This is a genomic window from Endobacterium panacihumi (genome assembly GCF_050847465.1).
In the GTDB taxonomy this organism is placed as follows: domain Bacteria; phylum Pseudomonadota; class Alphaproteobacteria; order Rhizobiales; family Rhizobiaceae; genus Neorhizobium; species Neorhizobium panacihumi.
This window is the reverse complement of record NZ_JBOZRA010000001.1, coordinates 855,517-882,095: the sequence shown is the minus strand read 5'-3', so window position 1 is coordinate 882,095 and position 26,579 is coordinate 855,517. Positions and strand designations below refer to the sequence as shown.

Below are 26,579 nucleotides of genomic sequence, written 5' to 3'. Positions count from 1 at the left end.
GACAAAAAAAGGGATCAAGGCATGGTGGTGCCACTGGACTGGGACAAACTGCGCATCTTTCACGCGGCGGCGGAGGCCGGGTCCTTTACCCATGCGGCAGACAAGCTGCATCTTTCCCAGTCGGCCATCAGCCGCCAGGTCAGCGCGCTCGAACAGGATGTCGGCGTGAAACTGTTCCACCGCCATGCCCGTGGTCTCATCCTCACCGAACAAGGTGAACTGCTTTATCGCACCGCCCATGACGTGCTTCTGAAGCTCGAAACAGTGAAGATGCAGCTGACCGAGACGACCGACAAACCGTCCGGCAAGCTGCGCGTCACCACCACGGTCGGCCTCGGCCAGGGCTGGCTCACCGACAAGGTGCAGGAATTCCTGCAGCTTTACCCGGAAATGTCGATCCAGCTGATCCTCGACAACGAGGAAGTCGATGTGAACATGCGGCATGCCGATTGCGCCATCCGCCTTCGCCAGCCGCAACAGTCCGACCTTATCCAGCGCAAGCTGTTTACTGTACACATGCATGTCTATGCGGCACCGTCCTATATCAACCGATTCGGCGAGCCGCAGACGGTCGAGGATCTCGACAATCATCGAATCATCAGCTTTGGCCAGCCGGCGCCGAACTATCTTCTGGACGTGAACTGGCTGGAGGATGCCGGCCGTTCATCGGACAATCCGCGCACGCCGCACCTCCAGATCAACAGCCAGACATCGATCAAGCGCGCCTGCCTGCTGGGAATCGGCATTGCCGTGCTGCCGGACTATATCGTCGGACGCGATCCGGGCCTGATTCAATTGGCGATCAATGCCGACATCCCCTCGTTCGACACTTATTTCTGCTATCCCGACGAAATCAAGAATGCGGCAAAGCTCAAGGTTTTCCGTGACTTCATCGTCGCCAAGGCACGCAACTGGAACTTCTGACCACGCGCCTACGGTATGGAGCACTTTCCTGTTCCATCGACGTCATTTTGCGCAACCTTTGCAAATATGACGACCACGTGACATAAGCCTTGCGCTTGAGACATAGCTGGATTGCACAATAAAACGTTGCGACCTGCACAAAAAACGCCCATATCGCACACAGCTGATGCACATGGTGGCTTTCCTCCCAGTTCCACCGCAGCAGCTGTTCCCCTCTGGAGGTTATTTGACCTTCATACCTATAGGGCCCTGGAGCAATCCGGTGGCCCTCTTTTTTTGCCCACAAAAATGCCGTCGGCCACTCCGCAAAACATGTGGTAGGGCGTCAACAAAAAATGACGCCTTGACGGAAATGCCCCTTGTCATCCGGGCTACGCCTCCCCATTTCAGGTTTAGCCGGCCCCGTTGGCGACGCCCCTCGTCGTCATTGCCGGCTGTTCCCCTCTGGAGGTTTTGAAACCTTCATACCTATGGGCCGCGGATTTTCCGTTGGCCCTTTTTTTTGCCCGGAATTCCATTTTTTTCTCTGCCGCCCCTTAAAATCGGCTTTGGCCGATTTATATATCGGCAATGACCGATATGAACAAAACGCAGATCGACCCGGCAACCAGGGCGGAGATTCTCAAGGCACTCTCGCACCCGAAGCGCGTCGAGTTCCTCGAATGGATGCGTCAACCGGAAAACCATTTCTGCAGCCAGGCGCATCCTCTCGATATGGGCATTTGCGCCGGCCAGTTCGAAAAATGCTGTGACCTGTCGCAATCCACCGTCTCTCAGCACCTCTCGGTTCTGGAAAAGGCTGGCCTTATTACGCTGAAGCGTATCGGCCAGTGGTCTTTCTACCAGCGTAATGAGGACCGCATCGCAGCCTTCATCGAGGACCTGCGCGCCACTCTCTGATTTCTTGAAATTCCAAAGGCAGCTAAAGGAGCCCTCATGGCCAGCCTGTTCGACCCTATCACTCTTGGTGACATTGCCCTCGAAAATCGCGTGGCCATGGCGCCGCTTACCCGCAATCGCTCGCCAAGGGCCGTGCCGAACGATCTCAACGTCGTGTATTACGAACAGCGCGCCACAGCCGGGCTGATCATCTCCGAGGGCACGTCGGTGACGCAACAGGGTCAGGGGTACATCGATGTCCCCGGCCTCTATCTGCCTCAAGCGATCGAAGGCTGGAAAAAGGTAACGGACGCCGTGCATCAACGTGGCGGCAAGATCGTCACTCAGCTGTGGCATGTAGGACGGATCTCACACGCCTCGCTGCAGCCGAACGGAGGTGCTCCCGTCGGCCCGTCCGCCCTGCCCGCCAACGGCAAGACCTACATCATCAAGCCGGATGGCAGCGGTGCGTTCGTTGAAACCTCCGAGCCGCGTGCACTGGAATTGTCCGAAATTCCCGGAATCGTCGATGATTTCCGCAAAGGCGCCCGCGCTGCCATCGAAGCCGGTTTCGACGGCGTCGAAATCCACGGTGCCAACGGCTATCTGATCGACCAGTTTCTGAAGACCGGTGCCAACCAGCGAACCGACGACTATGGTGGGTCGATCGAAAACCGTACACGCTTCCTGCTTGAGATCGTCGATGCCGTTGTCAGTGAAATCGGCGGCGGTCGCACCGGCCTTCGCCTATCGCCAGTCACACCGGCCAACAACATCACCGAGCAGGACCCGCAGCCGCTGTTCCATCACGTGGCCCAGGAACTTGGCAAACGCGACCTGTCTTTCATCCACGTCATAGAAGGCGCAACAGGTGGCCCGCGCGATTTCACGCAAGGCGACGGGCCTTTCGACTATCATGCCATGAAGGCCGCCTATCGCGCGGCCGGCGGCAAGGGGGCTTGGATGGTCAATAACGGTTACGACGGCCAAAGCGCCAAGGCTGCCGTCGAAAGCGGTTATGCCGATGTCGTCGCTTTTGGCCGTTCCTTCATCGCCAATCCGGATTTGGTCGACCGCCTGAAGACCGGCGCGCCGCTCAATACGCCTGACGTTTCCACCTTCAATGGCGGTGGCGCCAAGGGTTACACCGACTATCCGGTTCTGGATGCCGTTGCGGCCGAATAACTCCACCAGCAAACTATCGGGGGCTCGCCATGCGCGGGCCCCTTTTGCGTTAGCCGTCGGGCAAATCGACTTGACGCATTTTACGCACGCTGAACTTGGCCTTCGTCTTCATCGAGGACCTCAGCTTCCGGCCGGTCACCGCCATCGCTGTATTCGGTGTGCCAAACACCTTTGGAATCCTGCCAGCTGATTTCTTCGGGCTCGCCACCGACCTGCTGTTCGGCTGCCACGATCCGCGCTGCCGCCAATGCATCCTGATGGGTCGGGAATGTTTCGGAATAGGCTCCATCCAGGCGATACGCCCAGCCGCCATCATGCCTGACGACTTGATAGACAACCTTGGTCATGCTTTCCCTCCTTGTTTTGGGCCTGTCTTTTGGCGCGGCGCCGACATCAGCCAATCGAAAAGGGCCGGCAATCGCGTGCAGGAGAGAAGCGTCGAGAAGGCCCGAAGTTCCCACCCGTCTGAGGTTACTATGGCATCAAAGCCGCTCGGGCGCAAAACCCGCCCTTGATGGCTGCCATGAGGGCATTAAATCCCAACACTTTGACAAATGTCTTTGATGGGAATCATGGCTGGTATCGCGGCACTACCGAAACAGGAAAAATCGCTCGTTCTGGCGGCAATTGTCGCCATCGCCTGCATCTTCGTTGAACACAGCCTGCTGGAGGCCGGCAGGGTTGTCTCGCTGATTGCAGCTGCAGTGTTGATCGTGGTGATCGTGCTCGCGTCCACCCGGGTCGCCCATCACGCCGAAATTCTCGCCCACAAGGTCGGCGATCCCTACGGCACGATGATCCTGACGCTGTCTGCGGTCGCGGTCGAGGTGATGATCCTGGCGATCATGCTCAGCAGCAGCAGCTCGCCGACTTTGGTGCGTGACACGATTTATTCAGCCGTCATGCTCGACATCAATGGCATTCTCGGCCTTGCCGCCCTGCTTGGCGGGCTGCGCTTTGGAGAACAGCCCTATAACGACAATTCGGGAAAAACCTACGGCGTGATGATCCTCACCGCCATGGGCATTTCCATGATCGTGCCGGAATTCGTGCCCGACGACCGCTGGCATTATTATTCCGGCTTTACCATCATCGCGATGATCGCGCTTTACGCCCTCTTCCTCAAAATGCAGGTCGGGCCACACAGCTATTTCTTCAGCTACAGCTACAAGAAGACGACACCCGCGATGGCCGCGACGGGCTCCGGCCCCACCATGCCCACGACGTCGGCACCGTCATCGCACCAGCAAACCGCAACGCCGGTAGCCTCTGCCACCGAAGAGACCGAGGAGACCAGCACCGCGATCTCCATCGGCGTCATCCTGTTCGGTGTGGTCGTCATCGGCTTTCTGGCGGAATTCATGGCCGCCTTTCTCAATTCAGGCCTCGAAGGCACGTCCGCCCCGCCCGCCCTCATGGCCGTCATTGTCGCGTCCATTTCGGCTGCGCCCGAAATCCTCACGGCACTGCGGGCAGCACTTCGAAACCGCATGCAATCCGTCATCAACATCGCCATGGGCGCATCACTGTCAACCGTGATCCTCACCGTGCCGGTGATGGAGGCGATCGCGCTTTATACCGGTCAGCCCTTCGTCATGGCGATGACGCCGGTGCAGACGGTGATGGTCGTCATCACCCTCATCGTTGCCGCCATCAACCTCAATGACGGTGAAACCAACGCCATCGAGGGCATGACTCATTTCGTGCTGTTCGCCACCTTCATCATGCTGACGGTGCTGGGATTGTGATTGATAATAGGGATTCCGTATCGGCAGGTTAAGAGAAAAAGCGGAATCGATTTCATAAGTGCTTGAATCCGTTTGTCAGCCGGCCGCGTGCCGGCAGACAGACAGATAAAGTAATGTTGAACGCCACGTGTGCGGGTTTGGCGCCACGACGCCCTAGATAGGCGACGTATATGCCAGTCGATCACGATGAAAGGGAGTTCACCATGACGCGCCTGACCCGCCTTCTCACCGGTACCATCCTCGCCACCGCCGTGCTTGCCGGCCCGACCCTTGCGCAATCTGCGGCAAAACCTGCCGAAACCAAGGCTGCCAACGCGCCAGACCAGAAGCCCGCCTTCGCCAACCAGACGCGCGCACCGCAGCCGGCACAGATGCCGAAGATTACAACAGAAACGGTGGCTGAAGACCTGCCACATCTCTGGTCCATGGAATTCCTGCCCGACGGCCGCATGCTGGTCACCGCCAAGGAAGGCGACATGCACATCATTTCGCAGGAAGGCAAAGCCGGCCCAGCCATCAAGAACGTTCCTGAAGTTCTCTCCGGCGGACAAGGCGGCCTGCTCGATGTGGCGCTCGCACCCGACTATGAGACTTCGGGGAAAATCTACTTCTCGTTTTCCGAACAGCGTGAAGACGGCAACGGCACGTCGGTCGCCTCCGCAAAGCTGGTGCCGGACGACGCCGGCGGTGGCACGCTTGAAGATGTGAAAGTCGTGTTCCAGCAGATGCCAAGCTATGACGGCAACAAGCATTTTGGCTCACGCCTCGTCTTCGGCCCACAGGGCGAGCTTTACGTAACGGTAGGCGAGCGCTCCGATCCTGAGCCGCGTGTACAGGCACAGGAACTGTCGAGCGGCCTGGGCAAGGTGTTCCGTATCGATGCCGAGGGCAAGGCGCTCGCCGACAATCCATTCGTTTCAACGGAAAATGCACGGCCGGAAATCTGGAGCCTCGGCCACCGCAACCTGCAGGCAGCCACGCTGGACGGCCAGGGTCGCCTCTGGACAGTGGAACATGGACCGAAGGGCGGCGACGAACTGAATCGCCCTGAAGCCGGCAAGAACTACGGCTGGCCGGAAGTCACCTACGGCGTTGAATATAGTGGCAGCGCGGTTGGCGATGGCATCACAGCCAAGGCCGAAACAGAACAGCCGGTCTATTATTGGGACCCGGTAATCGCGCCATCCGGCATGGCTTTCTACGATGGTGACGCCATCCCTGAGTGGAAGGGTGCGTTCCTGGTCGGAGGCCTCGTGTCACAGGGCGTTGTCGTGCTGCATATGGATGGTGACAAGGTCGCCCATGAAGAGCGCGTACCGCTCGATGCCCGTATCCGCGACGTCAAGGTCGGGCCGGATGGCGCCGTCTACGCCGTCACCGAAAGCCGTGGCGGAAGCTCCACCATCGTCAAGCTGACCAAGGCGTAACGACTTTCCCGGCAGGCGACCTTGATAAAAGTTGCCTGCCGGCCACAGTCGCAAACACAGCAACGATAAACATGATTAAAATCATCATATTTGTTGCATTGCCCGGACATGGCTTTTAAGAAACCGGCGATCCACCGCCACATCCGAGACTGCCATGACCGCGCATTTCGGCGCCTCTTCCACCAGAGACGTCACGTCGACAGCCATCCCGACCGCTCTTCTCGACAGTGCCCTCCTCGCCCATTACGAGGAGCTCTGCGCAAACATGCGCCGCCGTGGCCACACGTCGGCGAACTCGCAGGACATCGTCCACGACGTCTACGTGCGCCTGCGGCACAGAGAGGCGGCACTGGAAGGGAAGGCTTCGCTCAAGGCCTTTCTGATCCGCGCCTGCATCAATCTCGGCATCGATCGTTTTCGCCGCCAGCGTTTCGAAGCCTGCCTGTTTTCCGGTACCGAACAGGAGGCACTGCTGGTCAGTGCGCCGATCGCATCGCCCGATCAGGGCCTCGATCTCGAATACCGCATCGCTATCCTGAAAACGGCCATCATGGACATGTCGCTGCAGCGCCGTCGTGTTTTTATCGCAAGCCGTGTCGGCAATCTGTCGGCCGACGAAATCTCGCGGCGCATGAAGATCAGCCGCAATATGGTGGACCGTCACCTGCGCAAGGCCTATCTGCATTGCCTTGATCGGCTGGAAGAAACGTTCTGAACGCCGATGCAAAACGCGGAAATAGCCGGCACGACGGCCAACGATAAAACAAAACGCAAGCTGCGGGCTGACGCGATCGACTGGCTGCTGCGCCTGCAGGACAAGCCCGACGATCCGATGCTTCAAGCGCAGTTCAACACCTGGCTTGCTAAAGATCCTCAGCGCGGTGAGGTTTTCGAACGCGCCCGCCGCGCCATGGGCGATGCCAGCTATCTCCTCAAGAGTGACCTCGACTTCGCTCAGCGAGCGACCCACAAGCCCTTGTTGCGCGCCCGCAATATCACTGCGGCGCTGCTCCTCGCTCTTGGCGCATCAGCCGCTTTCCTTGCCGCCGATGGCCCCATGCGCCTGCGTGCCGATGTCATCACCGGCACCGGCCAGAAACAGATCCTGACTCTTGCCGATGGCTCGAAGGTCGAACTCAACGCCGAAACCGCCATCGCCGTCGATCTCGAGCCAAACGAGCGACGGATCAGGCTGCTGCGGGGACAGGCCTATTTCGAAGTGGCGGCCGACCCTGCCCGCCCCTTCATCGTGGAGGCCGGAAATGGCACGACCACCGCACTCGGCACGGCTTTCGACATCAATGTCTCCGACGAAGCCACACGGGTAACGGTAACGGAGCACGCAGTCATGGTCGCCTCGCTGTCGGACGACAGAAAACAGCGCTTGTCGGAAAACAACCAGGTTACCTATGACGATGATGGCCAACTCGGCTCTGTCGAGCCGACCGATATCGCCATGACAACGGCCTGGCGACAGGGCCGTATCGTTTTCGACAACCGCCCGCTTTCGGCGGTCATAGACGAACTCGCCCGTTTTCTTCCCGGTCGCATTATGATCGCCCAATCCGATCTGGCGAAGCGAAAAATCTCCGGCAGTCTGGACCTGAGCGACCCGCAAACCGCCCTCGAAAGTTTCTCAGAGGCGATCGGCATCAAGGTCACGCGCCTCGGTCCCTACCTGACGATCCTGCGCCAGTAATTTTTTTTTCAAAAGACCTGTCCCAAACATGCCCGTCCATCCGTCAACCCGGCAGACGAACATTTCACAGGATGGGTCCGGGGACCATGACAGTTTCGACCAACAGACATTCGATGCAAGACCACAGCCCACGCCGGCTGCAGCGTTTCGCGGCCATGCTTCTGGCGGGCGCAGCGATTTTTGCCACGCTCAACGCTGCCCACGCGCAGCAGGCGACGGCTGTCACCATCAACGTGCCGGCTGGCAATCTTTCGACCGCTCTGAATGCATTGGCGGCGCAGGCAAAACTGCAGATCGTTTATGATGCTGCGATCACGCAAGGACTGCGCACCTCTGGCGTTGCCGGCAACCTGTCGGTCGATACAACTCTGGACAGACTGCTCTCCGGTACGGGCATCGGATATCGCGTCAAAGGCCGCACGGTGACGCTCACCAAGGCAACCGCGGCGAATGCGGCGGCTGGCACGGATGGCGATGTGACCAATCTGGACACGTTGCAAGTCAAGACCAGCCGTTATTATGCGTCCGGCAATCCGAGTTCCTCATCCATCGATGAAGAATACATCTCTCGGGTCCAGGCTTCGAGCATCCCCGAACTCGTCCGGCAAACGCCGGGGGTCTCGATGGGCGGCGGCGTACGCTTGCAGGGACAGAGCATCGCAATCCGCGGCTTTGCCAGGCAATCCGATACACGCATCCTGCTGGATGGCGCCCCGAAAAATTTCGAGAAATACGATCAGGGCAACATTTTCGTTGAGCCGGAATTGCTGAAGCGTGTCGAAATCGAAAAGGGCGCGACTTCGGTTCGTTATGGCAATGGCGGCTTTGGCGGCACGGTGCGCATGGAAAGCAAGGATGCCGCCGACATGCTGAGACCCGGCGAAAGCTGGGGCGCTTGGGGCAAGACTGCGTATCAGACCGCCGACAAGGAATTTCTGGAAACCGGTGCTCTTTACGGTCGCTCGGACTTCGGCACGCCGGTCACCTATGATGGCCTGCTTTCCCTGACGTGGCGCAAGGGCGGCGACATGCGCGTTGGCGGAGGCGAACATTACGCCTTCTCCGATTCCAAACTCGCCACCGGCATGGCCAAGCTTGGCGCGGAATTCGACGGGCACGAGATCAACACCTCCGTCATTTATGGCGAAAGCAACAATTGGGGACCGGTTGCCGCCATACGTGGCCAGCTGGACATCTCGCTCTCCGATATTGCCAAATATGGTTACAAGGAAGCCGCGCGGCGTCGCCTTGCATGGCGCGAATTGCAGGATCTGACGACGACGTTCGAATATAAATACAAGGGCGATAGCGAACTCTGGAACCCGCGTTTCATGGCAAGTTATTCTTCGACCGGACAACGCGCCACGCGCCCCGGCAACCTCAGCCCGGCCGCATCGGTCGGCGGACTCGAGAATGAGGCAACCTATTCCGATTTGCGGATCGAACTGGAAAACACCTCGGACTTCACGCTCAGTGGCTTTGACCACAGCCTCAACTACGGCCTGCAGTACAACGCTCACAAACGTGACGTCTGGATGTATGATATCGCCAACAGGAACTCGGCACAGCACAATTACGGGTACTACGCGCCATGGTTCATGCCTGAAGGAACGCAGGACACCGCATCGGCCTTCGTACGAGACACGATCAGCTTAACCGAGGACCTGAAGGTCACACCCGGCATGCGCTTTGATTTCATCCGATCCGAGGGTGTGCCGAGCAATGCACCGCGCTACAATAATCCCGCAGCCGGCCACGATTTCTCAGCAGTAGATCACACCGGCTTCACCCCGGCCGTCAGCGTTGTGTGGGATGCGAACCGGAACCTCCGCCTTTTCGCCGACTGGTCCTACGCGATGCGAGCGCCCAACATTGATGAAATATACTCGAACCAGAGCGCCCAGACCACCGCTGCCAGCACCAGCAGAGGCCTTGCAGCTGAACGCAACAACACCATCAACCTGGGTGCGGAATTCAATTTCGACGACGTCCTGACGTCGGGCGACATGTTTGCCGCCAAGGTTGCCGTCTATAACAACCACGTCACCAATCCTGTGACCCGACGGTTTGGTACCGCCAACCTGTCCGGTATGGGCGTCGACGGGCCAGTGCCGTTCTATTGGAATACGCCGTCCTACACGACGAGCGGCTTGGAAATTCAGGCCCATTATGAAAACGAGCGGATGTTTGCAGATGTTGGCCTATCGTGGATGACCGGCACGCGACATGGCGCCATCAACGATATTTTCGGTCCACGCACCTATATCAACGATCTGGCCCCGTTCACCGCCCAGACGGCACTTGGCGTGAAATTTCCCGATCAGGATTTCACCGTCGGTTGGTCAGGCACTTTTGTCGATGCGCAGGACAAGACGCCCTACAATCAGAATGGCAAGACCTATGCTCGCCCGCCGAGCGCCGGTTATGCAGTCCATGACATCTTCATGAGCTGGACTCCACAGGACGGTATTATGAAAGACACCGAGCTTCACGCTTCTGTCCAGAATATCTTCGACAAATATTACGAACCCTATCTTGCAGACGGCATCACAGCCATGCCGGGTCGCAATTTCAAGATCTCACTCAGCCGCAAGTTCTGAAGCCGCACCTATCCCGAAAAACCAGAAAGCCCGCCGTTTCCGGCGGGCTTTCTTCGTTTCAGCTGTTATGTGAAGCGCTTAGCGGCAAGCAGCGCAGAAACGCTGGATACGCTTGCAGGCTTCCTCGAGAAGCTCTTCCGAGGTCGCGTAGGAAATGCGGAAGTTCGGGCCGAGGCCGAAGGCCGAGCCGTGGACGACGGCAACACCTTCGGCTTCCAGAAGCTCGGTGACAAAATCCTCGTCGTTTTCGATCACCTTGCCCGACGGCGCGGTCTTGCCGATCAGACCGGCGCAGGACGGGTAGACGTAGAATGCACCTTCCGGCTTCGGGCACACGATGCCGGACGCCTGGTTGAGCATGGAAACGACGAGGTCACGACGGCCTTCGAAGATCGCCTTGTTCTTGGCAACGAAATCCTGCGGGCCGTTCAGCGCTTCGACGGCAGCCCACTGGGCGATCGAGGAGGCACCCGAGGTCTGCTGGCCCTGGATCATGTCCATGGCCTTGATCAGTTCGAGCGGACCGGCAGCGTAACCGATACGCCAGCCGGTCATGGCATAGGCCTTGGACACGCCGTTCATGGTCAGCGTACGGTCATAAAGCTTTGGCTCGACTTCGACCGGCGTCACAAACTTGAAGTCACCAAACGTCAGGTGCTCGTACATGTCGTCGGTCAGCACCCAGACATGCGGATGCTTGAGCAGCACGTCGGTCAGTGCCTTTAACTCGTCGTGGCTATAGGCTGCACCCGTCGGGTTGGAGGGCGAGTTGAACAGGAACCATTTTGTCTTCGGCGTGATCGCAGCTTCCAGCTGTTCGGCCGTCAGCTTGAAGCTGTTTTCCTGGGTTGTTGCGACGGTCACCGGCGTACCGCCGCAGATCGCCACCATTTCAGGATAGGAAACCCAGTAAGGGGCCGGGATGATGACTTCGTCGCCCGGGTTCATCGTCGCCATGAAGGCGTTGAACAGGATCTGCTTGCCGCCGGTGCCGACGATCGTCTGGGCCGCCGTGTAGTCGAGACCGTTCTCGCGCTTGAACTTCTTGGCGATCGCCTCGCGCAGCTGGGGAATGCCCGAAACCGGTGTGTACTTCGTTTCGCCGCGATTGATGGCGTCGATGGCGGCCTGCTTGACGTTGTCCGGCGTGTCGAAATCTGGCTCGCCAGCACCGAGACCGATCACATCGCGGCCTTTTGCTTTGAGATCGCGCGCTTTCTGCGAAACGGCGATGGTGGCGGAGGGCTTTACGCGGGAGAGGGCATCGGCAAGAAAGGCCATGATGAAGTCATCCTGAGGGTTTGAGTAGGCGGACAAAACTGAATTTTCGCCGTCTGGTTCTATGTCGAATGTATAACCCTTATTCAAGCACAAACCGGCCATAAACGGTTCTTCCACTCACAAAAACCAGCCTGTCTGACAGCCTGACCTATTCTCGGCAACCGGCAGATTCCGCAGCTCAGCAAATCGCTTCGCAGGACATTTAAGCAGTCCGCAACTGATCGACGGTTGACGTTAACCGACGCCTTGTTTTTGCCGCACCAAAGCCGCGTGCGGCCGTAAATCGGTCTTCAACGGGTCGTTTTCCGGGATGATCGTTGCTTTCGTTCGCACCGAAGCGAACGCCCCAAAGAGAGACGACATCATGGACGTGAAACCGGCCCCTGCCCTGACAAGAAATGCCGACACCACTGCCGATCGAAGGAACCCTACCCCGCTCTTCCTCGCGACCCTGACTGCCGGCATCGGTGCGTCGTTGCTGATGTCGGGCCTTGCTCACGCCGAACCGATGATGTCTGCAGCCCAGGGCCTGTCTGAAACGACGATGTTGAAGCAGGTGAACGCTGCCGATCATCGCCTGCTGTTCGGCATTCTGACCTTTGGTTTTTCATTGCTGGCAGCCGGCGTCTGGCACCGCAGTTTTCGCGCCATGACGCGGTCCAACTCTCCGTCTCAACATTGAGCTTTGGAGCTTTGCAGGCGACGGCGCCTCTCTGCCATCCAGCGAGTACGAACATTCGGGCACATCGATGCTCGCAAAAATTGCGCACCCAACAGCACTTATAAGCATCACCTAAATCGATAAAAAGCACGAAAATCGGCGTTTTTGCGGGATTCTGTGTCAAAATCGGCCAGCAATTTAGATATTCTTATCGCTGGCGATGGAAATCCGGTAGACTTTTGCTAGGAAAGCTCGAAAAGCCTTGTCATCAAGGGCTTTTGCTGCGGCTCACCGCCCCGGAATTTCAACGAGTGTTAGAAAACTTTTTCTTGCCAATTTACGATAAACACAGCAATCTGTGTTTGTTCGGGCAATTTGCGAGCATGGGAAGACCTAATAATCAATGCGATCCGGGGGCGCAAACAACCCCGGGCGGGAGACTGGGGGACTGATTTTTGGTGATCTTTCTGCCGGCCTGCCGCGGTAATACGGGGCCCCTTTCCTCAATTTTCGAACTGCCTGCCGCTGCCCTTCGGGGTAAACATCGTAATGCTGTCCGCCCGCTGAACACGGACAGAGGAAAAAGGACCTGATGCATGGCCGAAACTGGCACTGTAAAATTTTTTAACACCGACAAAGGCTTCGGCTTCATCAAGCCAGACAATGGCGGCGCCGACATCTTTGTACACATCTCCGCCGTCCAGGCTTCTGGCCTGTCCGGTCTTTCTGAAAACCAGAAAGTAAGCTTCGACACGGAACCGGATCGTCGCGGCAAGGGCCCGAAGGCTGTCAATCTGCAGATTGCTGGCTAAGCCCACGGCTTTCTCTTCGAGTTGAAGCCCGGCAGCGATGCCGGGTTTTTTTGTGCGTTCTCATCTGTGCCGTCATGGCACGAATGTGCACTTCAGAGCCCCACCAGATAGGGATTCGAGCGGCGCTCCTCGCCAATACGACCACCCGGGCCATGTCCGCACAGGAAACCGACCTCGTCGCCGAGCGGCAGAACCTTGTCGCGGATCGAAGCCAGGAGCTGCTCATGATTGCCGCCCGGCAGGTCGGTGCGGCCGATCGATCCGCTGAACAGCACATCGCCCAGATGGGCAAACTTCTCTTTGGCATTGAAGAAGATCACGTGGCCCGGTGCGTGGCCGGGGCAATGAAAAACCTCGAACACATGCTCGCCGAACGATACGATATCGCCTTCGGCGAGATAACGATCCGGCACGAGATTGCGCAACGGCATGGCAATCCCGAATTTCTGGCCCTGCATTTCGAGGTTTTCGAGAAGTGGCTTGTCATCGACATGCGGCCCGATGACCGGCACGCCCAATCTCTCGCGCAACTCGTCCGCACCGCCGGCATGATCCAGATGACCGTGGGTGATCCAGATTTCCTTGACCGTGATACCGTTTTGCGAAATCGACCCGACGATCGTATCGACATCGCCACCGGGGTCTACGACCACGCCTTCCTTGCTGTCGGCATCGAAAAAGATGGTGCAATTCTGCTGGAAGGGGGTGACCGGAATAATACCTGCCTGAAGCTTGCCCATGTTCTTGCCCCCGTATCTCTGCCGCCAGATGTCAAAAAATTGTTTGGCTGGGTATAACGGCAAACTTAGGTGGCAGTCAGCCCCAAAAGATCAGTTTGCGGCTGCCATCTGTGGTTCGCCGGCAAGATAGCGGCTTTCGGCGGAAAGCGGCGGTGACAGGGACACCGAGAGCAGCAGAAAGGCAGCAACGGCGACCTTGAGCGAAAGAACGGTCAGCAAAACCGGCCGCAGCGAATTGGCGGGCGTTTCGGAAAAATCAGCGGTCATCGTCCGTGTGGGCATGGCGGTCGGCATGAAGTGCTCCTATCGTCTGGTGCAGGCAACGGGCAGCGATACCGAAAGTTCCGAAACGAACTGTTGCAGACCGTAACAATCACGGCTTTCCTCACGAAATAACAACGGCCGGGAACCAAGATTGACGGGACTTGCCGGCCCCGCGGCAAAGCGGTTGACCTAAAGCCTTGACAGAACAGCCGTGCGCGATATCCAGAAACCAAGGGCGACACGGTGATACTCATCAACCGCCCCCGCGAAATGGAGGCCGCGTGATACGCGCAACGACCGGAAAAACGGCGACGAAAACGCGCCCGCAAATGCCAACCGTCGATGAGGCAGAGATCGATTTCGAGTGCATCGAACTGTTCTTCTTTGCCTATCGCGATTTCATTTCCGATCCCGACGCCATTCTCGACAAGCTCGGCATGGGACGTGCGCACCACCGCGTCGTCTATTTCGTCTGCCGCCAGCCCGGCATGATGGTCGGTGACCTGCTCGACATCCTGAAGATAACCAAGCAGAGCCTGGCGCGCGTCCTGAAACAGCTGATAGACGAAGGATACATCCGTCAGATGGCTGGAGCAAAGGATCGCCGCGAACGCCGCCTCTACCCCACTTTGGCCGGCCGCGAACTGGCGCTTGCCCTCTCGCAGCCGCAATCGCAACGTATCGCCCGCGCCATGGAGCCGCTTTCCGAAGAGGCACGGGCCGGCGTCATGCAATTTCTGCAGCACATGCGTCAGCCCGAAAGCGGCCGACAGGCAAAAGGCGAGTAAGACGACATGAGCAAGGTTCCTCTCTCGGATGACGCGGCCCACCTTCTGGTCGTTGATGACGACACCCGTATCCGCGACCTCCTGAGCCGCTACCTGACCGACCAGGGTTTTCGCGTGACCGTCGCTGCTGATGCGGCGGAGGCTCGCCGGAAGTTAGAGGGCCTCAACTTCGACCTGATCATTCTCGACGTGATGATGCCCGGCGAAAGCGGCCTGTCGCTCACCGAAGCGATGCGGGAAAAGCGCTCGATACCCATCATTCTGCTGACCGCCCGCGCAGAGCAGGAATCGCGCATTGCCGGCCTTGAGGCAGGCGCGGATGATTATCTGCCGAAACCGTTCGATCCGCGCGAACTGGTACTGCGCGTCAACAACATCCTGCGCCGCAACACCTCGCCGGATACGCCGAAGATCGACCAGATCATGTTCGGCCCGTTCACCTTCTCCATCGCCCGCCGCGAACTGCGCCGCGCCGCCGAAAACATTCGTCTGACGGACCGCGAGCAGGAAATCATGCTCTTGTTCGCACTGCGCGCCGGCGACACCATTCCGCGCCACGAACTGATCGGCGACGATGCCGATGTCGGTGAACGCACGATTGATGTGCAGATCAACCGCCTGCGCCGTAAGATCGAGGATGACCCGGCCAACCCGATCTATCTTCAAACCGTTCGCGGCATCGGCTACCGTTTGAGCATCGACTGATCTCTCAAGCGCCTGCCGGTTCGGGTGGGCGTATCGAAACCGGAAAGGCAGCATGGCGATCTTCGAGACCTTCAGGCGCACCACAAGCCGGCTGCAACTGCCCGGCTGGCGCCTGTTCGGCCGCTGGCTGAAACGGCGCATGCCGACCGGCCTTTACACGCGCACCATGCTGATCGTCATCATCCCGATGCTGCTGCTGCAGACGGTGGTGGCCGCCGTGTTCATGGAGCGCCACTGGCGCATGGTCACCGACCGCCTGTCACAGGCCGTGTCACGCGATATCGCAGCGATCATCGATGTCATCCGCACCTATCCGCAGGATGGCAATTACGCCGAGATCACCCGCATCGCCGACCAGCAGCTTGACCTCAACATCCTGATCGAGCCCAACGCGCAACTGCCCCCGCCGCGACCAAAGCCGTTTTTCTCGCTGCTTGATGACGTGCTCGCCAGCCAGATCAACACCAATGTCGGCCTGCCCTTCTGGATTGATACGATCGGTGACAGCGGCCTTGTCGAAATCCGTATCAAGATCGACGATCGCGTGCTGCGCGTCTTTGCCCGCCGCAGTCAGGCTTACGCCTCCAACACCCATATCTTCCTTGTCTGGATGTTTGGCACCTCGCTTGTCCTGCTCGGCATTTCGGTGCTTTTCCTGCGCGGCCAGATCCGGCCGATCCTGGCGCTTGCCGATGCCGCGGAGAATTTCGGCAAGGGCAAGCGCAGCGATGAGCCATTCCAGCCGCGCGGTGCCGATGAAATCCGTCGGGCGGGCCTTGCCTTCATGCTGATGCGCGAACGTATAGAACGGCAGATGGACCAGCGCACGACCATGCTGAGCGGCATCAGCCACGACCTGCGCACCATCCTGACCCGTTTCAAGCTGCAACTGGCGCTGGCCGGAGACATTCCCGAACTGCAGGGCATGAGCGCCGATGCCGACGACATGCAGACCATGCTGGAAGGATACCTCGCCTTCGCACGCAACGAAGCGGAAGAGGATATTGGCGTTCTCAAGCTCAGCGACCTGATGGAAAAAATCCGCGCCGATTTTGCCCTGCACGGCAAGACGATGACCTTTTCGGTCGATGGCGAGGACGAACTGTCGGTGCGACCGAACGCATTTCTGCGGCTTGTCGACAACCTTGCTTCCAACGCCCAGCGTTATGCCAATTCATTACATGTGGAAGCGCGTCATAGCGCAAAATGGCTCATGCTGGTGTTCGACGACGACGGTCCGGGCATTCCCGAAAATGCCCGCGAGGAAGTGTTCAAACCGTTCTACCGGCTCGATGAAGCCCGCAATCTCAATGCCTCGGGCACCGGCCTCGGCCTTGCCATCGCTCGCGATGTGGCCCGCGCTCATGGAGGCAATGTAACGCTTGGAGAAAGCCCGAAAGGCGGTTTGCGGGCAATCGTCAGGGTTCCTGCGTGACAGGTCAATTCTCTCTGACAAATAGTTCAGTCAGTGGAAGATGACAGTTCATCCATTATGTGCAATAGCAACAGTTGACAGAGAAACGAGATAAGGCTGGCATGACTTCCAACGTTCGCGACAATTTCGGTAATGTCCTTGGTCAGGCGAGCCGCCAGTGGCGCCGCGCGCTCGACCTTCGCCTGCGCCCGTTCGGCCTCACCGACGCGACATGGCTTCCCCTACTGCAATTATCGCGCGCCAGTGCTCCGATGCGCCAGAAGGATCTGGCTGAAGCACTTTTTCTGGACAGCTCTTCGGTCGTACGATTGCTGGACGCTCTGCAGGCCAGTGGCTTTATCGAGCGTCGCGAGCATCCGGAGGATCGCCGCGTCAAGACGATCATACTGACTGATGCGGCACATGAGGTACTCACGAAGGTCAATCAGGTCGCCAGTGAAGTTCGCTATCAGGTTCTGTCGGGCCTCAGCGACGAAGAACTTGAGGTCGCCTCGCGCGTCATGCGCAATATCAGCGCGGCCCTTGATGAACCGCAAGCGGAAGACGCCTGATCATCCAGAGCTTTTGAAACCCGTCGGAATTGCCGGAGATCACATGATCTTCCGGCCGTTCGGCACGCCGCGCTCTGGCACACCGAGCACGATCGCACCTGCTTCATCCTCGAAACCGAGCGTCAGCACTTCCGAACGCACCGGCCCGATCTGGCGTGGCGGAAAGTTGACGACAGCCATCACCTGCCGTCCGACCAGTGTTTCCGGCGTATAATGCACGGTTATCTGCGCCGACGAACGCTTGATGCCGATCTCGGGGCCGAAATCGATACGCAGCTTGTAGGCCGGCTTGCGTGCTTCGGGAAAAACCTCTGCCTCAATGATGGTGCCGACACGGATGTCGACTTTCTCGAAGTCGGCATAGGAAATTTCGTCGTTCATTATCAGCTTCCCAGCTCCTGCGCGCGCTTGCGTGCCGCCGCCAGGGCGTCATCGAACAGCGGCTGCATGCCCTCTTGCGCCATCAGCACGGAAAGCGCTGCGGCCGTCGTGCCGCCGGGCGAGGTGACATTCTTGCGCAACTGCGCGGCGTCATCCGAAGAACGCCGCATCAACTCGCCTGCTCCCGAAACCGTTTCCCGCGCAAGCCGCATGGCAAGATCCGCTGGCAGGCCGAGCTTGCGACCAGCTTCCGCCATGCATTCAACGAGATAAAAAACATAGGCCGGACCGCTGCCGGACACGGCGGTGACGGCATCGATATCAGCTTCGCTGGAAACCCATTCGACCGGACCGCTGACGGCCAAAAGTTCCGTCACCTGCCGACGCTGGTCATCGGTAACCCGGTCATTGCCATAGGCACCGGTGATACCGCGCCCGATCATGGCCGGCGTGTTCGGCATGGCACGCACCATGGCGGCATCGCCAAGATGTTTCGAAAGTGCAGCAAGCGTTGTACCAGCGGCAACCGAGACGACCACCGTATTCGGCCCGACAAGCCGCGCAACTGACGGCAGAACGCTGTCCATCATCTGCGGCTTGACGGCGAGAAACAGGATACCGGCGATCATGCCTTCCGGCGCGGACGGATAAGAGGACGCCCCCTTTTCAGCCAGCTTTGCCTTGATCGCGTCCGATGGTGACGGATCGAGCACAGTGGTGGAAGAACCGTCCCTGCCGCTGTCGAGCCAGCCGGAAAGCATTGCGCCTCCCATATTGCCGGCTCCAACGAGTACGATCGGTCCCGCCACCGCTGCTGCCATCATGCTTCTCCGACGGTTTCGAACAGAACGCATTCCATGGCGGACTTGGCATCCATGCCCGACCACACGACGAACTGGAACGCCTGATAATAGTTTTCGCAGGCATCGAGCGCGCTCGACAGCAGAACTTCGACCTGCTGGTTTGTCGGCTCTGCACCACCGGCAAGAAGCAGCGACTGACGAAAGATCACCACGTCCTCCTGACGCCAAAGGTCGAAGTGGCCCATCAGCGTCTGGCCGTTCACATTCGAAAGCAGGCGAAAGATCTCATTGACCCGCTGTTCCGGAACCTTGAGGTCGAAGGCACAGGCCAGATGCAACGCCTCGAACTCTTCCATCCAAGAAAACGAGACGTGGTAATCCGTCCAGTGGCCGGCGACCGTCATGGCGATCTCGTCCTCGCCTGAACGTTCGAAAGTCCAGTCATTGGAGGCAGCGACAAACTCGATCATATCGACCGGGTTCGACTGTCGTTCAATTTCCATTCCCATCACGTTCATGCGGCACCTTTTAGACCGGAGTTGAATCTTGCGAAATTCACGTGCGAACACACCCAAAACGCAACACAACGAACCGGAGACAAAATCTGGAATGATCGCCGACGAACCTAAGCTAGGCCCTGCAACATGTGCGGAGCTTGCCGGTGTTCATCTCGAATCATCTTGTAAAATCAGTGTATAGGCACGGAGTCCCAACTCCAGCCCCCGACTTTCGTTTTTGCGGGGACGACTCACAAACGGCGCTCGGATTTGGATTGAGCGGGAGGGATAACTGACTCTGGCAATTGGCTTTTTCGGCAGTGTCCACAGGGCGCGGATTTTTTAACTGGCCGTTTACCAACAGGTGGGCGATGCACAACAAAACGGGGCTGCCAAGCCCCTGATTGCCAACGGAATGTCCGTCGACGGCATTATCAAGAGAAAATTGTGGCTGGAACAAGACCAGCCACAAAGGCTTGCAAATCAGGCCTTGTCGGCGAGCTTGGCTTCAAGAGCCTCGATGCGTGCCTTCAAAGCGTCATTTTCATCACGCGCCTTGATGGCCATTTCGCGCACGACTTCGAACTCTTCGCGCTTGACCACTTCCATGCTGTTGAGGAAACGCTCGGCCTGCGCCTGGAACGCGGTTTCCACTTCCTTTCGCAGCCCCTGCGCGGTGCCGGCGGCATCCGTCATCAGCCGTGCGAATTCGTCGAAGATGCGGTTCGTTCCGGTTGACATTGTGGTCTCCGTCTAAAGGGGCCGTAAAAGGGCCATTGATCTGTGGAAATCAGGTAGGGTCTGCGGTCGCCGCTTGCAAGAAGATTTGCCGTCACAGGGCGCGATTCCAAAGATCGTTGAGGATGACGCGAGCCGACACGGAGATTCGTCTTGACCACGTTTTTCCCAAGCCCCATGGTCCGCAAACGCCTGTTTTAGGCCTCTTTTAAGTATCTATCCCGCCGGGAGAGCACATAATTTTGGTATCAGCGTCCAGTCTCCTTGCCATCATGCCGTTTCCGAACATCGATCCGATCATCTTCTCCATCGGACCGCTGTCGGTGCACTGGTATGGCCTTGCCTATGTCGCCGGCATCCTTCTCGGCTGGCTGTATGCGCGCAGACTGATCGCCGCGCCGGGCCTGTGGCCCAACGATACGCCGCCAATGACGAAACAGCAGCTCGACGACTTTCTGCTCTGGGCCGCAGCCGGTGTCGTTCTGGGCGGTCGCATCGGCTATGTCCTCTTCTACGATTTCGCTGCCGTCTCCGCTGATCCGATGCGTGTCTTCGCCATCACCAAGGGCGGCATGTCCTTCCATGGCGGACTGACCGGCACCACGATCGCCATGATCCTGTTTGCCCGCCGCCACTCGCTGCCGGTGTGGAGCGTGTTCGATACCATCGCAACCGTCGTTCCGATCGGATTGTTCTTCGGCCGCATTGCCAACTTCATCAATGGCGAACTCTGGGGCAGACTGAGCGATGCCCCTTGGGCCGTGGTTTTCCCCACAGGCGGCCCCTTCGCCCGCCATCCGAGCCAGCTTTACGAAGCGGGCCTCGAGGGTATCGTGCTGTTGATCCTGCTCGCCATCGCCGTTTACGCCTTCAAGGCGCTCAAAAGACCTGGCACAGTCACAGGCCTGTTCGTGATCGGTTACGCACTTTCCCGCATCTTCGTCGAGTTTTTCCGAGAGCCGGACGCACAACTCGGTTACCTCGCCTTCGGCTGGCTGACCATGGGCATGCTTCTGTCACTGCCGATGGTGGCGCTGGGCATCTGGGCTGTCGTCCGTGCCCGCCTCGCCGCCGGCAAGGCCGGTTGACGACGAGGCCGCCCATGACCACGCCGCTTTCCAACAAGATCAAGAACCTTATCCGCCACAACGGCCCGCTCAGCATTACAGACTATTTTGCCATCTGCCTCGCCGATCCCGAGCATGGCTATTACATGACGCGCGAACCGTTCGGCCGCACCGGCGATTTCATCACCGCACCGGAGATCAGCCAGCTGTTTGGCGAAATGCTCGGCATCTTCGTGGTGCACGCGTGGCAGCAACACGGCAGTCCAACAGAGAATATCCGACTGGTGGAGATCGGTCCCGGTCGCGGCACGCTGATGCACGACATGCTGCGGGTCATATCCAAACTCGCGCCAACACTGTTCGAATCCGCCCATGTGCATCTTGTCGAAACCAGCGAACGCCTGCGTGGCGTGCAGCGCATCACGCTTGAATCGTATTCCGCCAAGGTCAGTTGGTTTGGCGATTTCGAGGAAGTGCCGGAAGGTTTTACACTTCTCGTCGCCAACGAACTGTTCGACGCCATCCCGATCCGCCAGTTCATCAAGACGCCGACCGGTTTCCGCGAACGTCTCGTGACGCTGGACGCGAATGACGAACTGGCCTTCGGCGTCGGCGTTGCCGGCATCGATCCGGCACTTCTGCCCGCACCGCCCGGCCATGAGCCCGAAGGCACGATCTTCGAAATTGCGCCTGCCCGTCAGGCCGTGATGCAAACCCTCTCCGAGCGGCTGCGCCATCATGGCGGCACCGGAGCGATCATCGATTACGGCACCATGGTCACCAACTATGGCGACACGCTGCAGGCTGTGCTGCGTCACCAGTTCGATGATCCGCTGGCCCATCCGGGCGAAGCCGATCTGACCAGCCATGTGGATTTCGAGGATCTGGCCAAGGTGGCGCGCGCCAGCGGCGTGCAGATCAATGGCTGCCTGCGACAGGGCGATTTTCTTTATGGTCTCGGCATTGCGGAACGCGCCTCCCGGCTGGCCAAGGACAAGCCCTTCGAACAGCAGAAGCTGATTGCTGCCGCCGTCGACCGTCTCGCCGGCGAAGGCGCCGGCAAGATGGGCGAACTGTTCAAGGTTCTGGCTGTTTCCAGCCCGCACGTTCAATTGGCGCCTTTCCGCAAGATCGATTGACACGGTCGCTTCTGACCAAGGGATGTTGTCCCCGTCGCGCTGCACAATCCCTGCGAGATTGACAGAAGGCGTTCGGCTGGGCCAACATCGGGCAAATCGAAGCAGCGAACCGGGACACGTCACACCCTCCGCCTGCGCCGGTCATCCCGGTGCTGATCCCCTTCACCCTTTCATACACATCAAGACGAGAACGTTCAGCCGATGCAGGAAAACTTGCCGACGCCGATTGAAAGCCCCCTGCTCGCGCAAAACGCCGGCAGCCGCATTCGCCACGGTTTTTTCACTCGCCAGGGCGGCGTCTCCGAAGGTATTTATGCCGGTCTCAATGTCGGCCTTGGTTCGGATGACGTGCGAGAGAATGTCGTCGAGAATCGTCGTCGTGTTGCCGCCTGGTTCGGTGAGCAACCGGAAAGCCTTGCGACCGTGCATCAGGTTCATTCTCCCGATGTTGTTGTGGTCAGTGCCGATGATGCGGCTGAGCGACCGCAGGCCGACGCGATGGTCACGCGCGTGCCGGGTCTGGTGCTCGGCGTGCTGGCGGCCGATTGCGGGCCGATCCTGTTTGCGGATGCCAATGCCGGCGTTATCGGCGCGGCCCATGCCGGCTGGAAAGGCGCGCTTGGCGGCGTCGCCGAAAACACCATCGCCGCCATGATCGCACTGGGTGCCACACGCGAAAACATCACGGCCTGCCTTGGCCCGTCGATATCGGGCGCCAGTTACGAGGTTGGACCCGAATTCGTCGAACGCTTTTTGGGCTTCGACCCGGCTTACGACGAATTCTTCACACCATCGGGCAAGCCGGACCATGCCCTGTTCGACCTTCCGTCCCTCACCCTCAAGCGGCTGAAGGCAGCAGGGGTGCAGGCCGAAAAGCTGGACCTCGACACCTATCCCGACCCGGCGCGGTTTTATTCCTATCGCCGCACGACGCATGCCAAGGAACCCGATTATGGCCGTCAGATCTCGGCCATCAGCATCTCGAGAAGGGAAAACTGACATGGCCCTGCATTTCGAAAGACCGGAATATGACGCCCGCCTCGCCCGCCTCACCGAGCGGATGCGGGCCGAAAAGCTCGATGCCATGCTGCTGTTCGCCCAGGAAAGCATGTACTGGCTGACCGGCTACGATACATTCGGCTACTGTTTTTTCCAGTGCCTCGTGGTGAAGGCAGATGGCACGATGTCGTTGATCACCCGCTCGGCCGACCTGCGACAGGCCCGCCAGACCTCGATCATCGAGAATATCGTCGTGTGGGTGGATCGCGCCAATGCCGACCCGACCATAGACCTCAAAAACATGCTGAGCGAATTCGACCTGCTCGGCACCCGCATCGGCGTCGAATACGACACGCATGGCATGACCGGACGCATCGCAAAACTGCTCGACAATCAGTTGAACTCCTTTGCGCAACTGGTCGACGCCTCGACACTCGTCGGCGAACTGCGCCTGATCAAGAGCCCGGCCGAAATCGCCTGGGTGGAGAAAGCGGCCGCTCTTGCGGATGACGCGCTCGATGCAGCCCTGCCGCTGATCAAGGCCAGCGGCAACGAGGCTGATATCCTCGCTGCCATGCAGGGCGCCATTTTTGCCGGTGGCGGCGATTACCCCGCCAATGAATTCATCATCGGATCTGGCGAGGATGCGCTTCTGTGCCGCTACAAGGCCGGTCGCCGCACTTTGTCCGCCTCGGACCAGTTGACGCTGGAATGGGCCGGCGTCAGCGCCCATTACCACGCCGCCATGATGCGCACCATTCTGATCGGCGAGCCGAGCGCACGACACCGCGAGCTTTACAACGCCTGTCACGAAACCATTGTTGCGATCGAAGACGTGCTGCGGCCCGGTCACACCTTTGGCGATGTCTTCGACACGCATGCCCGCATCATGGACGAGCGCGGCCTCACCCGTCATCGCCTGAATGCCTGCGGTTATTCGCTCGGCGCGCGTTTCTCGCCGTCATGGATGGAGCAGCAGATGTTCTATCAGGGCAATCCGCAGGAAATCTTAGCTGGCATGACGTTGTTCGTTCATATGATCATCATGGATTCCGACAGCGGCACTGCAATGTCGCTTGGCCATACCTACCTGACCACCGAGGAGGCTCCGCGCGCCCTCTCGCGCCATCCACTCGACCTGATCGCCCTGCCCGCGTTCCCGGTGTGACGGTCCACACATGCGGGGCGCTTTCGCTGGCCCCGCGGCATTGACAGGCCCGGAACGGCACACGTAAATTTACCGCCGGGACTGGCGGTAAAGGAGACGGACATGCGGCAAGGCAAAACGATGCCTGGATTTGCCCGTGGCATGCCGTTTCGCGCGGCTGCCCGTGTCCTTGCTCTCGCCTGCACGCTTGCCCTTTATGGCTGCAACACCACAGACGCACTGACGCCGCAGGTTAATGTCGGCGGAGGCATGCAGCCGTCCAGCCCGGTGACCCAGGCCGATACCGAACGGATGGCCTCGAGCCAGCCGAGCTATGGAAGCCCGAATGCCTATGCGGGCGGCAGAAGCTATAATCAGTTCCCGGATCCGCCATCGGCCAACCGCAGAGGTCCGCAGAACTCGCTGGAGGCGCAGGCCCGCGCCATCGACGCGGGCAACAATTCACCGGTCGCGTCCGCCCCACTCGAGCCCTTGCCCGGTTCGGGCTCCACACAGCAGACCATCGTCGCAAACAATCCACCGCCAAACCAGACCGCCCCCGTGCAGGCCAGCCTTCCGCCAACGCAGCAGAACGCCAATACATCTGAAACCATTCGTTTCCTGCCCATCATCGGCGCCCCGGTTCAGGCGGTGACACCGCTGTCGCGCCAGCTCGGGATGCGCGCCCGCGCCGCCGGCCTGACCATCAAATCATCCGGCGACACCTCGTCCGAACATATCCTCAAAGGTTATCTCTCCGCCTTCCCGGATGGTGGCGGCATCACCGTGGTTTACGTCTGGGATATTCTCGACAATGCCGGAACCCGCCTCAACCGCATCCAGGGTCAACAAAAAGCGCCCGGCGGCGGCAACGACCCATGGGCAGCCGTACCGGCCGCGACAATGGAGGCGATCGCCGGAGAGACGATTGATGCATATATGGAATGGCGACATGCCCAACCGGGCTGAAACGCGTCGCCGCGCCACATTGACTGATGCAAAAACATCGCCAGCGTCATCGAGTCTTCATAAAAAAGTAGGGGCATTGCCCAATCGGACTTGCATTCAGAAACGGCAAAGGTAAAAGGCCCCATCCAGCACACAATAGGCGGACCGAAATGAAGGTTTTCGCAGGAAATTCGAACCGGCACCTAGCCGATGCGATCTGCAAGTATCTCAATGTTCCTGTCGGGAAAGCCAGCGTCAGACGGTTTGCGGACCAGGAAATCTTCGTAGAGATCCAGGAAAATGTCCGTGGCGAAGATGTCTTCGTCATTCAGTCGACGTCTTTTCCGACCAATGATCATCTCATGGAACTGCTGATCATGATCGATGCGTTCAGGCGGTCTTCCGCAAAGCGCATCACGGCAGTTCTTCCTTACTTCGGTTATGCCCGTCAGGACCGCAAGGCCGGGCCGCGTACGCCGATCTCGGCAAAGCTCGTCGCCAACCTCATCACCGAGGCCGGCGCCGATCGTGTCCTGACACTCGACCTGCATGCGGGCCAGATCCAGGGCTTTTTCGACATCCCGACCGATAATCTTTACGCCGTGCCGATCCTGGGGCGCGACGTCAAGGACCATTACGACCTGAAGAACGTCATGGTCGTTTCGCCCGATGTCGGCGGCGTGGTGCGCGCCCGCTCGCTCGCCAAGCGCCTGGATTGCCAGCTGGCGATCGTCGACAAGCGCCGCGAACGCGCCGGTGAATCGGAAGTCATGAATGTCATCGGTGATGTGACCGGCAAGGACTGTCTGCTGATCGACGATATCGTCGACTCGGGAGGCACGCTCTGCAACGCCGCCGAAGCACTGCTGAAGAACGGCGCCACCAGCGTGACCGCCTACATCACGCATGGCGTGCTGTCCGGCGGTGCCGTCACCCGCATTGCCTCGTCCATGCTCAAGGAACTGGTCATCACCGACTCGATCCAGCCGACGACCGCCGTGCAGTCCGCCCCCAACATTCGCGTGGTCTCGACCGCCAACCTTCTTGGCGAAGCAATCAACCGCACGGCACTGGAAGAATCGGTTTCCAGCCTGTTCGATTGATCACAGGATCAGCGCCCATCAAAAAAGCCGCCCTCGCCGGGCGGCTTTTTTATTTGTC

At 59.1% G+C, this 26,579-nt stretch carries 28 protein-coding genes; 20 read left to right on the top strand and 8 right to left on the bottom strand.

Annotated elements, in window-relative coordinates; all coding sequences use genetic code 11:
- Nucleotides 1-27 precede the first annotated feature (27 nt).
- The 3 genes from ACRQ1B_RS04430 (at nt 28) to ACRQ1B_RS04420 (ending at nt 2,988) form a co-directional block, all read left to right on the top strand.
- Nucleotides 28-924, top strand: coding sequence for a LysR family transcriptional regulator VtlR (locus ACRQ1B_RS04430; protein ID WP_165931952.1), 897 nt, complete (start codon nt 28-30; stop codon nt 922-924).
- A 570-nt stretch (nt 925-1,494) separates the two neighbouring features.
- Nucleotides 1,495-1,824, top strand: coding sequence for an ArsR/SmtB family transcription factor (locus ACRQ1B_RS04425; protein ID WP_432292444.1), 330 nt, complete (start codon nt 1,495-1,497; stop codon nt 1,822-1,824).
- Nucleotides 1,825-1,860: 36 nt separating this feature from the next.
- A complete protein-coding gene (locus tag ACRQ1B_RS04420; protein ID WP_432292443.1) occupies nt 1,861-2,988 on the top strand; it encodes an alkene reductase in 1,128 nt (375 codons plus the stop codon).
- 80 nt (nt 2,989-3,068) lie between these two features.
- Here ACRQ1B_RS04420 and ACRQ1B_RS04415 read toward each other — a convergent pair whose 3' ends face one another.
- A complete protein-coding gene (locus tag ACRQ1B_RS04415; protein WP_432292442.1) occupies nt 3,069-3,335 on the bottom strand; it encodes a DUF2188 domain-containing protein in 267 nt (88 codons plus the stop codon).
- Nucleotides 3,336-3,560: 225 nt separating this feature from the next.
- On the opposite strand from ACRQ1B_RS04415, the gene ACRQ1B_RS04410 reads away from it, so the two are divergent.
- The 5 genes from ACRQ1B_RS04410 (at nt 3,561) to ACRQ1B_RS04390 (ending at nt 10,462) form a co-directional block, all read left to right on the top strand.
- Nucleotides 3,561-4,736, top strand: coding sequence for a calcium:cation antiporter (locus ACRQ1B_RS04410; protein WP_432292441.1), 1,176 nt, complete (start codon nt 3,561-3,563; stop codon nt 4,734-4,736).
- A gap of 203 nt (nt 4,737-4,939) precedes the next feature.
- On the top strand, nt 4,940-6,163 hold the full coding sequence (locus ACRQ1B_RS04405; RefSeq protein WP_432292440.1) for a PQQ-dependent sugar dehydrogenase: 1,224 nt from the start codon (nt 4,940-4,942) through the stop codon (nt 6,161-6,163).
- Nucleotides 6,164-6,317: 154 nt separating this feature from the next.
- Nucleotides 6,318-6,878 (top strand): RNA polymerase sigma factor, encoded by a 561-nt coding sequence (locus tag ACRQ1B_RS04400; protein ID WP_432292439.1) that lies wholly within the window; start codon nt 6,318-6,320, stop codon nt 6,876-6,878.
- A gap of 6 nt (nt 6,879-6,884) precedes the next feature.
- Nucleotides 6,885-7,862 (top strand): FecR family protein, encoded by a 978-nt coding sequence (locus ACRQ1B_RS04395; RefSeq protein WP_432292438.1) that lies wholly within the window; start codon nt 6,885-6,887, stop codon nt 7,860-7,862.
- Between the two features lie 113 nt (nt 7,863-7,975).
- Nucleotides 7,976-10,462 (top strand): TonB-dependent receptor, encoded by a 2,487-nt coding sequence (locus ACRQ1B_RS04390; RefSeq protein ID WP_432292437.1) that lies wholly within the window; start codon nt 7,976-7,978, stop codon nt 10,460-10,462.
- Between the two features lie 78 nt (nt 10,463-10,540).
- Here ACRQ1B_RS04390 and ACRQ1B_RS04385 read toward each other — a convergent pair whose 3' ends face one another.
- A complete protein-coding gene (locus ACRQ1B_RS04385) occupies nt 10,541-11,743 on the bottom strand; it encodes a pyridoxal phosphate-dependent aminotransferase (protein WP_432292436.1) in 1,203 nt (400 codons plus the stop codon).
- A gap of 364 nt (nt 11,744-12,107) precedes the next feature.
- Between ACRQ1B_RS04385 and ACRQ1B_RS04380 the strand changes: the two genes are divergently transcribed.
- Both ACRQ1B_RS04380 and ACRQ1B_RS04375 read left to right on the top strand, forming a co-directional pair.
- A complete protein-coding gene (locus ACRQ1B_RS04380) occupies nt 12,108-12,425 on the top strand; it encodes a hypothetical protein (protein ID WP_432292435.1) in 318 nt (105 codons plus the stop codon).
- A gap of 575 nt (nt 12,426-13,000) precedes the next feature.
- Nucleotides 13,001-13,216, top strand: coding sequence for a cold-shock protein (locus tag ACRQ1B_RS04375; RefSeq protein ID WP_003494703.1), 216 nt, complete (start codon nt 13,001-13,003; stop codon nt 13,214-13,216).
- Nucleotides 13,217-13,308: 92 nt separating this feature from the next.
- On the opposite strand, the gene ACRQ1B_RS04370 is transcribed toward ACRQ1B_RS04375, so the two are convergent.
- Both ACRQ1B_RS04370 and ACRQ1B_RS04365 read right to left on the bottom strand, forming a co-directional pair.
- Nucleotides 13,309-13,956 carry an MBL fold metallo-hydrolase gene (locus ACRQ1B_RS04370; protein ID WP_432292434.1) on the bottom strand — a complete coding sequence of 216 codons (648 nt, stop codon included), beginning with the start codon at nt 13,954-13,956 and terminating at the stop codon, nt 13,309-13,311.
- Between the two features lie 90 nt (nt 13,957-14,046).
- On the bottom strand, nt 14,047-14,250 hold the full coding sequence (locus tag ACRQ1B_RS04365) for a hypothetical protein (protein WP_432292433.1): 204 nt from the start codon (nt 14,248-14,250) through the stop codon (nt 14,047-14,049).
- A gap of 299 nt (nt 14,251-14,549) precedes the next feature.
- Here ACRQ1B_RS04365 and ACRQ1B_RS04360 point away from each other — a divergent pair, with 299 nt between their 5' ends.
- The 4 genes from ACRQ1B_RS04360 to ACRQ1B_RS04345 all read left to right on the top strand — a co-directional run bounded on the left by ACRQ1B_RS04360 (nt 14,550) and on the right by ACRQ1B_RS04345 (nt 17,699).
- Nucleotides 14,550-15,008, top strand: coding sequence for a MarR family winged helix-turn-helix transcriptional regulator (locus ACRQ1B_RS04360; protein WP_432293809.1), 459 nt, complete (start codon nt 14,550-14,552; stop codon nt 15,006-15,008).
- A gap of 6 nt (nt 15,009-15,014) precedes the next feature.
- Nucleotides 15,015-15,713, top strand: coding sequence for a response regulator (locus ACRQ1B_RS04355; protein WP_432292432.1), 699 nt, complete (start codon nt 15,015-15,017; stop codon nt 15,711-15,713).
- Nucleotides 15,714-15,765: 52 nt separating this feature from the next.
- Nucleotides 15,766-17,148, top strand: a complete 1,383-nt coding sequence (locus tag ACRQ1B_RS04350; RefSeq protein WP_432292431.1) for an ATP-binding protein — start codon at nt 15,766-15,768, stop codon at nt 17,146-17,148.
- A gap of 101 nt (nt 17,149-17,249) precedes the next feature.
- Entirely contained in the window at nt 17,250-17,699 is a 450-nt protein-coding gene (locus ACRQ1B_RS04345; RefSeq protein WP_432292430.1) for a MarR family winged helix-turn-helix transcriptional regulator, read from the top strand.
- A gap of 39 nt (nt 17,700-17,738) precedes the next feature.
- Here the strand turns inward: ACRQ1B_RS04345 and ACRQ1B_RS04340 are convergent, their stop codons facing one another.
- The 4 genes from ACRQ1B_RS04340 to ACRQ1B_RS04325 form a co-directional block, all read right to left on the bottom strand.
- Nucleotides 17,739-18,080, bottom strand: a complete 342-nt coding sequence (locus ACRQ1B_RS04340) for a tRNA-binding protein (RefSeq protein ID WP_432292429.1) — start codon at nt 18,078-18,080, stop codon at nt 17,739-17,741.
- Nucleotides 18,081-18,082: 2 nt separating this feature from the next.
- Nucleotides 18,083-18,901 (bottom strand): pyrroline-5-carboxylate reductase, encoded by an 819-nt coding sequence (proC, locus tag ACRQ1B_RS04335; RefSeq protein ID WP_432293808.1) that lies wholly within the window; start codon nt 18,899-18,901, stop codon nt 18,083-18,085.
- A complete protein-coding gene (locus tag ACRQ1B_RS04330) occupies nt 18,901-19,392 on the bottom strand; it encodes a type III secretion system chaperone family protein (protein WP_432293807.1) in 492 nt (163 codons plus the stop codon). Before ACRQ1B_RS04330 ends, proC begins: the two co-directional genes overlap by 1 nt.
- Nucleotides 19,393-19,863: 471 nt before the next feature.
- A complete protein-coding gene (locus ACRQ1B_RS04325) occupies nt 19,864-20,121 on the bottom strand; it encodes an accessory factor UbiK family protein (RefSeq protein ID WP_132272045.1) in 258 nt (85 codons plus the stop codon).
- 269 nt (nt 20,122-20,390) lie between these two features.
- Between ACRQ1B_RS04325 and lgt the strand changes: the two genes are divergently transcribed.
- The 6 genes from lgt to ACRQ1B_RS04295 all read left to right on the top strand — a co-directional run bounded on the left by lgt (nt 20,391) and on the right by ACRQ1B_RS04295 (nt 26,521).
- Nucleotides 20,391-21,206 carry a prolipoprotein diacylglyceryl transferase gene (gene lgt / locus ACRQ1B_RS04320; RefSeq protein ID WP_432293806.1) on the top strand — a complete coding sequence of 272 codons (816 nt, stop codon included), beginning with the start codon at nt 20,391-20,393 and terminating at the stop codon, nt 21,204-21,206.
- A 14-nt stretch (nt 21,207-21,220) separates the two neighbouring features.
- On the top strand, nt 21,221-22,324 hold the full coding sequence (locus tag ACRQ1B_RS04315; RefSeq protein WP_432292428.1) for a class I SAM-dependent methyltransferase: 1,104 nt from the start codon (nt 21,221-21,223) through the stop codon (nt 22,322-22,324).
- A gap of 213 nt (nt 22,325-22,537) precedes the next feature.
- Entirely contained in the window at nt 22,538-23,323 is a 786-nt protein-coding gene (gene pgeF / locus ACRQ1B_RS04310; protein ID WP_432292427.1) for a peptidoglycan editing factor PgeF, read from the top strand.
- Between the two features lies 1 nt (nt 23,324).
- Nucleotides 23,325-24,491: a M24 family metallopeptidase gene (locus ACRQ1B_RS04305; RefSeq protein ID WP_432292426.1), complete on the top strand. Its 1,167-nt coding sequence runs from the start codon at nt 23,325-23,327 to the stop codon at nt 24,489-24,491.
- Between the two features lie 102 nt (nt 24,492-24,593).
- A complete protein-coding gene (locus ACRQ1B_RS04300; RefSeq protein ID WP_432292425.1) occupies nt 24,594-25,439 on the top strand; it encodes a polyadenylate binding domain-containing protein in 846 nt (281 codons plus the stop codon).
- A 149-nt stretch (nt 25,440-25,588) separates the two neighbouring features.
- Nucleotides 25,589-26,521, top strand: coding sequence for a ribose-phosphate pyrophosphokinase (locus tag ACRQ1B_RS04295; RefSeq protein WP_432292424.1), 933 nt, complete (start codon nt 25,589-25,591; stop codon nt 26,519-26,521).
- The last annotated feature ends 58 nt before the right edge of the window (nt 26,522-26,579 follow it).

Coding starts and splice junctions, on each gene's coding strand:
- ACRQ1B_RS04350 (WP_432292431.1), top strand. CDS start 15,766: ATGGCGATCTTCGAGACCTTCAGGCGCACCACAAGCCGGCTGCAACTG.
- ACRQ1B_RS04360 (WP_432293809.1), top strand. CDS start 14,550: ATGCCAACCGTCGATGAGGCAGAGATCGATTTCGAGTGCATCGAACTG.
- ACRQ1B_RS04410 (WP_432292441.1), top strand. CDS start 3,561: ATGGCTGGTATCGCGGCACTACCGAAACAGGAAAAATCGCTCGTTCTG.
- ACRQ1B_RS04305 (WP_432292426.1), top strand. CDS start 23,325: ATGGCCCTGCATTTCGAAAGACCGGAATATGACGCCCGCCTCGCCCGC.
- ACRQ1B_RS04300 (WP_432292425.1), top strand. CDS start 24,594: ATGCGGCAAGGCAAAACGATGCCTGGATTTGCCCGTGGCATGCCGTTT.
- ACRQ1B_RS04325 (WP_132272045.1), bottom strand. CDS start 20,121: ATGTCAACCGGAACGAACCGCATCTTCGACGAATTCGCACGGCTGATG.
- ACRQ1B_RS04415 (WP_432292442.1), bottom strand. CDS start 3,335: ATGACCAAGGTTGTCTATCAAGTCGTCAGGCATGATGGCGGCTGGGCG.
- ACRQ1B_RS04295 (WP_432292424.1), top strand. CDS start 25,589: ATGAAGGTTTTCGCAGGAAATTCGAACCGGCACCTAGCCGATGCGATC.
- ACRQ1B_RS04365 (WP_432292433.1), bottom strand. CDS start 14,250: ATGCCGACCGCCATGCCCACACGGACGATGACCGCTGATTTTTCCGAA.
- ACRQ1B_RS04330 (WP_432293807.1), bottom strand. CDS start 19,392: ATGGGAATGGAAATTGAACGACAGTCGAACCCGGTCGATATGATCGAG.
- ACRQ1B_RS04395 (WP_432292438.1), top strand. CDS start 6,885: ATGCAAAACGCGGAAATAGCCGGCACGACGGCCAACGATAAAACAAAA.
- ACRQ1B_RS04345 (WP_432292430.1), top strand. CDS start 17,250: ATGACTTCCAACGTTCGCGACAATTTCGGTAATGTCCTTGGTCAGGCG.
- ACRQ1B_RS04420 (WP_432292443.1), top strand. CDS start 1,861: ATGGCCAGCCTGTTCGACCCTATCACTCTTGGTGACATTGCCCTCGAA.
- lgt (WP_432293806.1), top strand. CDS start 20,391: ATGCCGTTTCCGAACATCGATCCGATCATCTTCTCCATCGGACCGCTG.
- ACRQ1B_RS04355 (WP_432292432.1), top strand. CDS start 15,015: ATGAGCAAGGTTCCTCTCTCGGATGACGCGGCCCACCTTCTGGTCGTT.
- ACRQ1B_RS04375 (WP_003494703.1), top strand. CDS start 13,001: ATGGCCGAAACTGGCACTGTAAAATTTTTTAACACCGACAAAGGCTTC.
- ACRQ1B_RS04405 (WP_432292440.1), top strand. CDS start 4,940: ATGACGCGCCTGACCCGCCTTCTCACCGGTACCATCCTCGCCACCGCC.
- ACRQ1B_RS04380 (WP_432292435.1), top strand. CDS start 12,108: ATGGACGTGAAACCGGCCCCTGCCCTGACAAGAAATGCCGACACCACT.
- ACRQ1B_RS04400 (WP_432292439.1), top strand. CDS start 6,318: ATGACCGCGCATTTCGGCGCCTCTTCCACCAGAGACGTCACGTCGACA.
- proC (WP_432293808.1), bottom strand. CDS start 18,901: ATGGCAGCAGCGGTGGCGGGACCGATCGTACTCGTTGGAGCCGGCAAT.
- ACRQ1B_RS04390 (WP_432292437.1), top strand. CDS start 7,976: ATGCAAGACCACAGCCCACGCCGGCTGCAGCGTTTCGCGGCCATGCTT.
- ACRQ1B_RS04385 (WP_432292436.1), bottom strand. CDS start 11,743: ATGGCCTTTCTTGCCGATGCCCTCTCCCGCGTAAAGCCCTCCGCCACC.
- ACRQ1B_RS04315 (WP_432292428.1), top strand. CDS start 21,221: ATGACCACGCCGCTTTCCAACAAGATCAAGAACCTTATCCGCCACAAC.
- ACRQ1B_RS04370 (WP_432292434.1), bottom strand. CDS start 13,956: ATGGGCAAGCTTCAGGCAGGTATTATTCCGGTCACCCCCTTCCAGCAG.
- ACRQ1B_RS04340 (WP_432292429.1), bottom strand. CDS start 18,080: ATGAACGACGAAATTTCCTATGCCGACTTCGAGAAAGTCGACATCCGT.
- ACRQ1B_RS04425 (WP_432292444.1), top strand. CDS start 1,495: ATGACCGATATGAACAAAACGCAGATCGACCCGGCAACCAGGGCGGAG.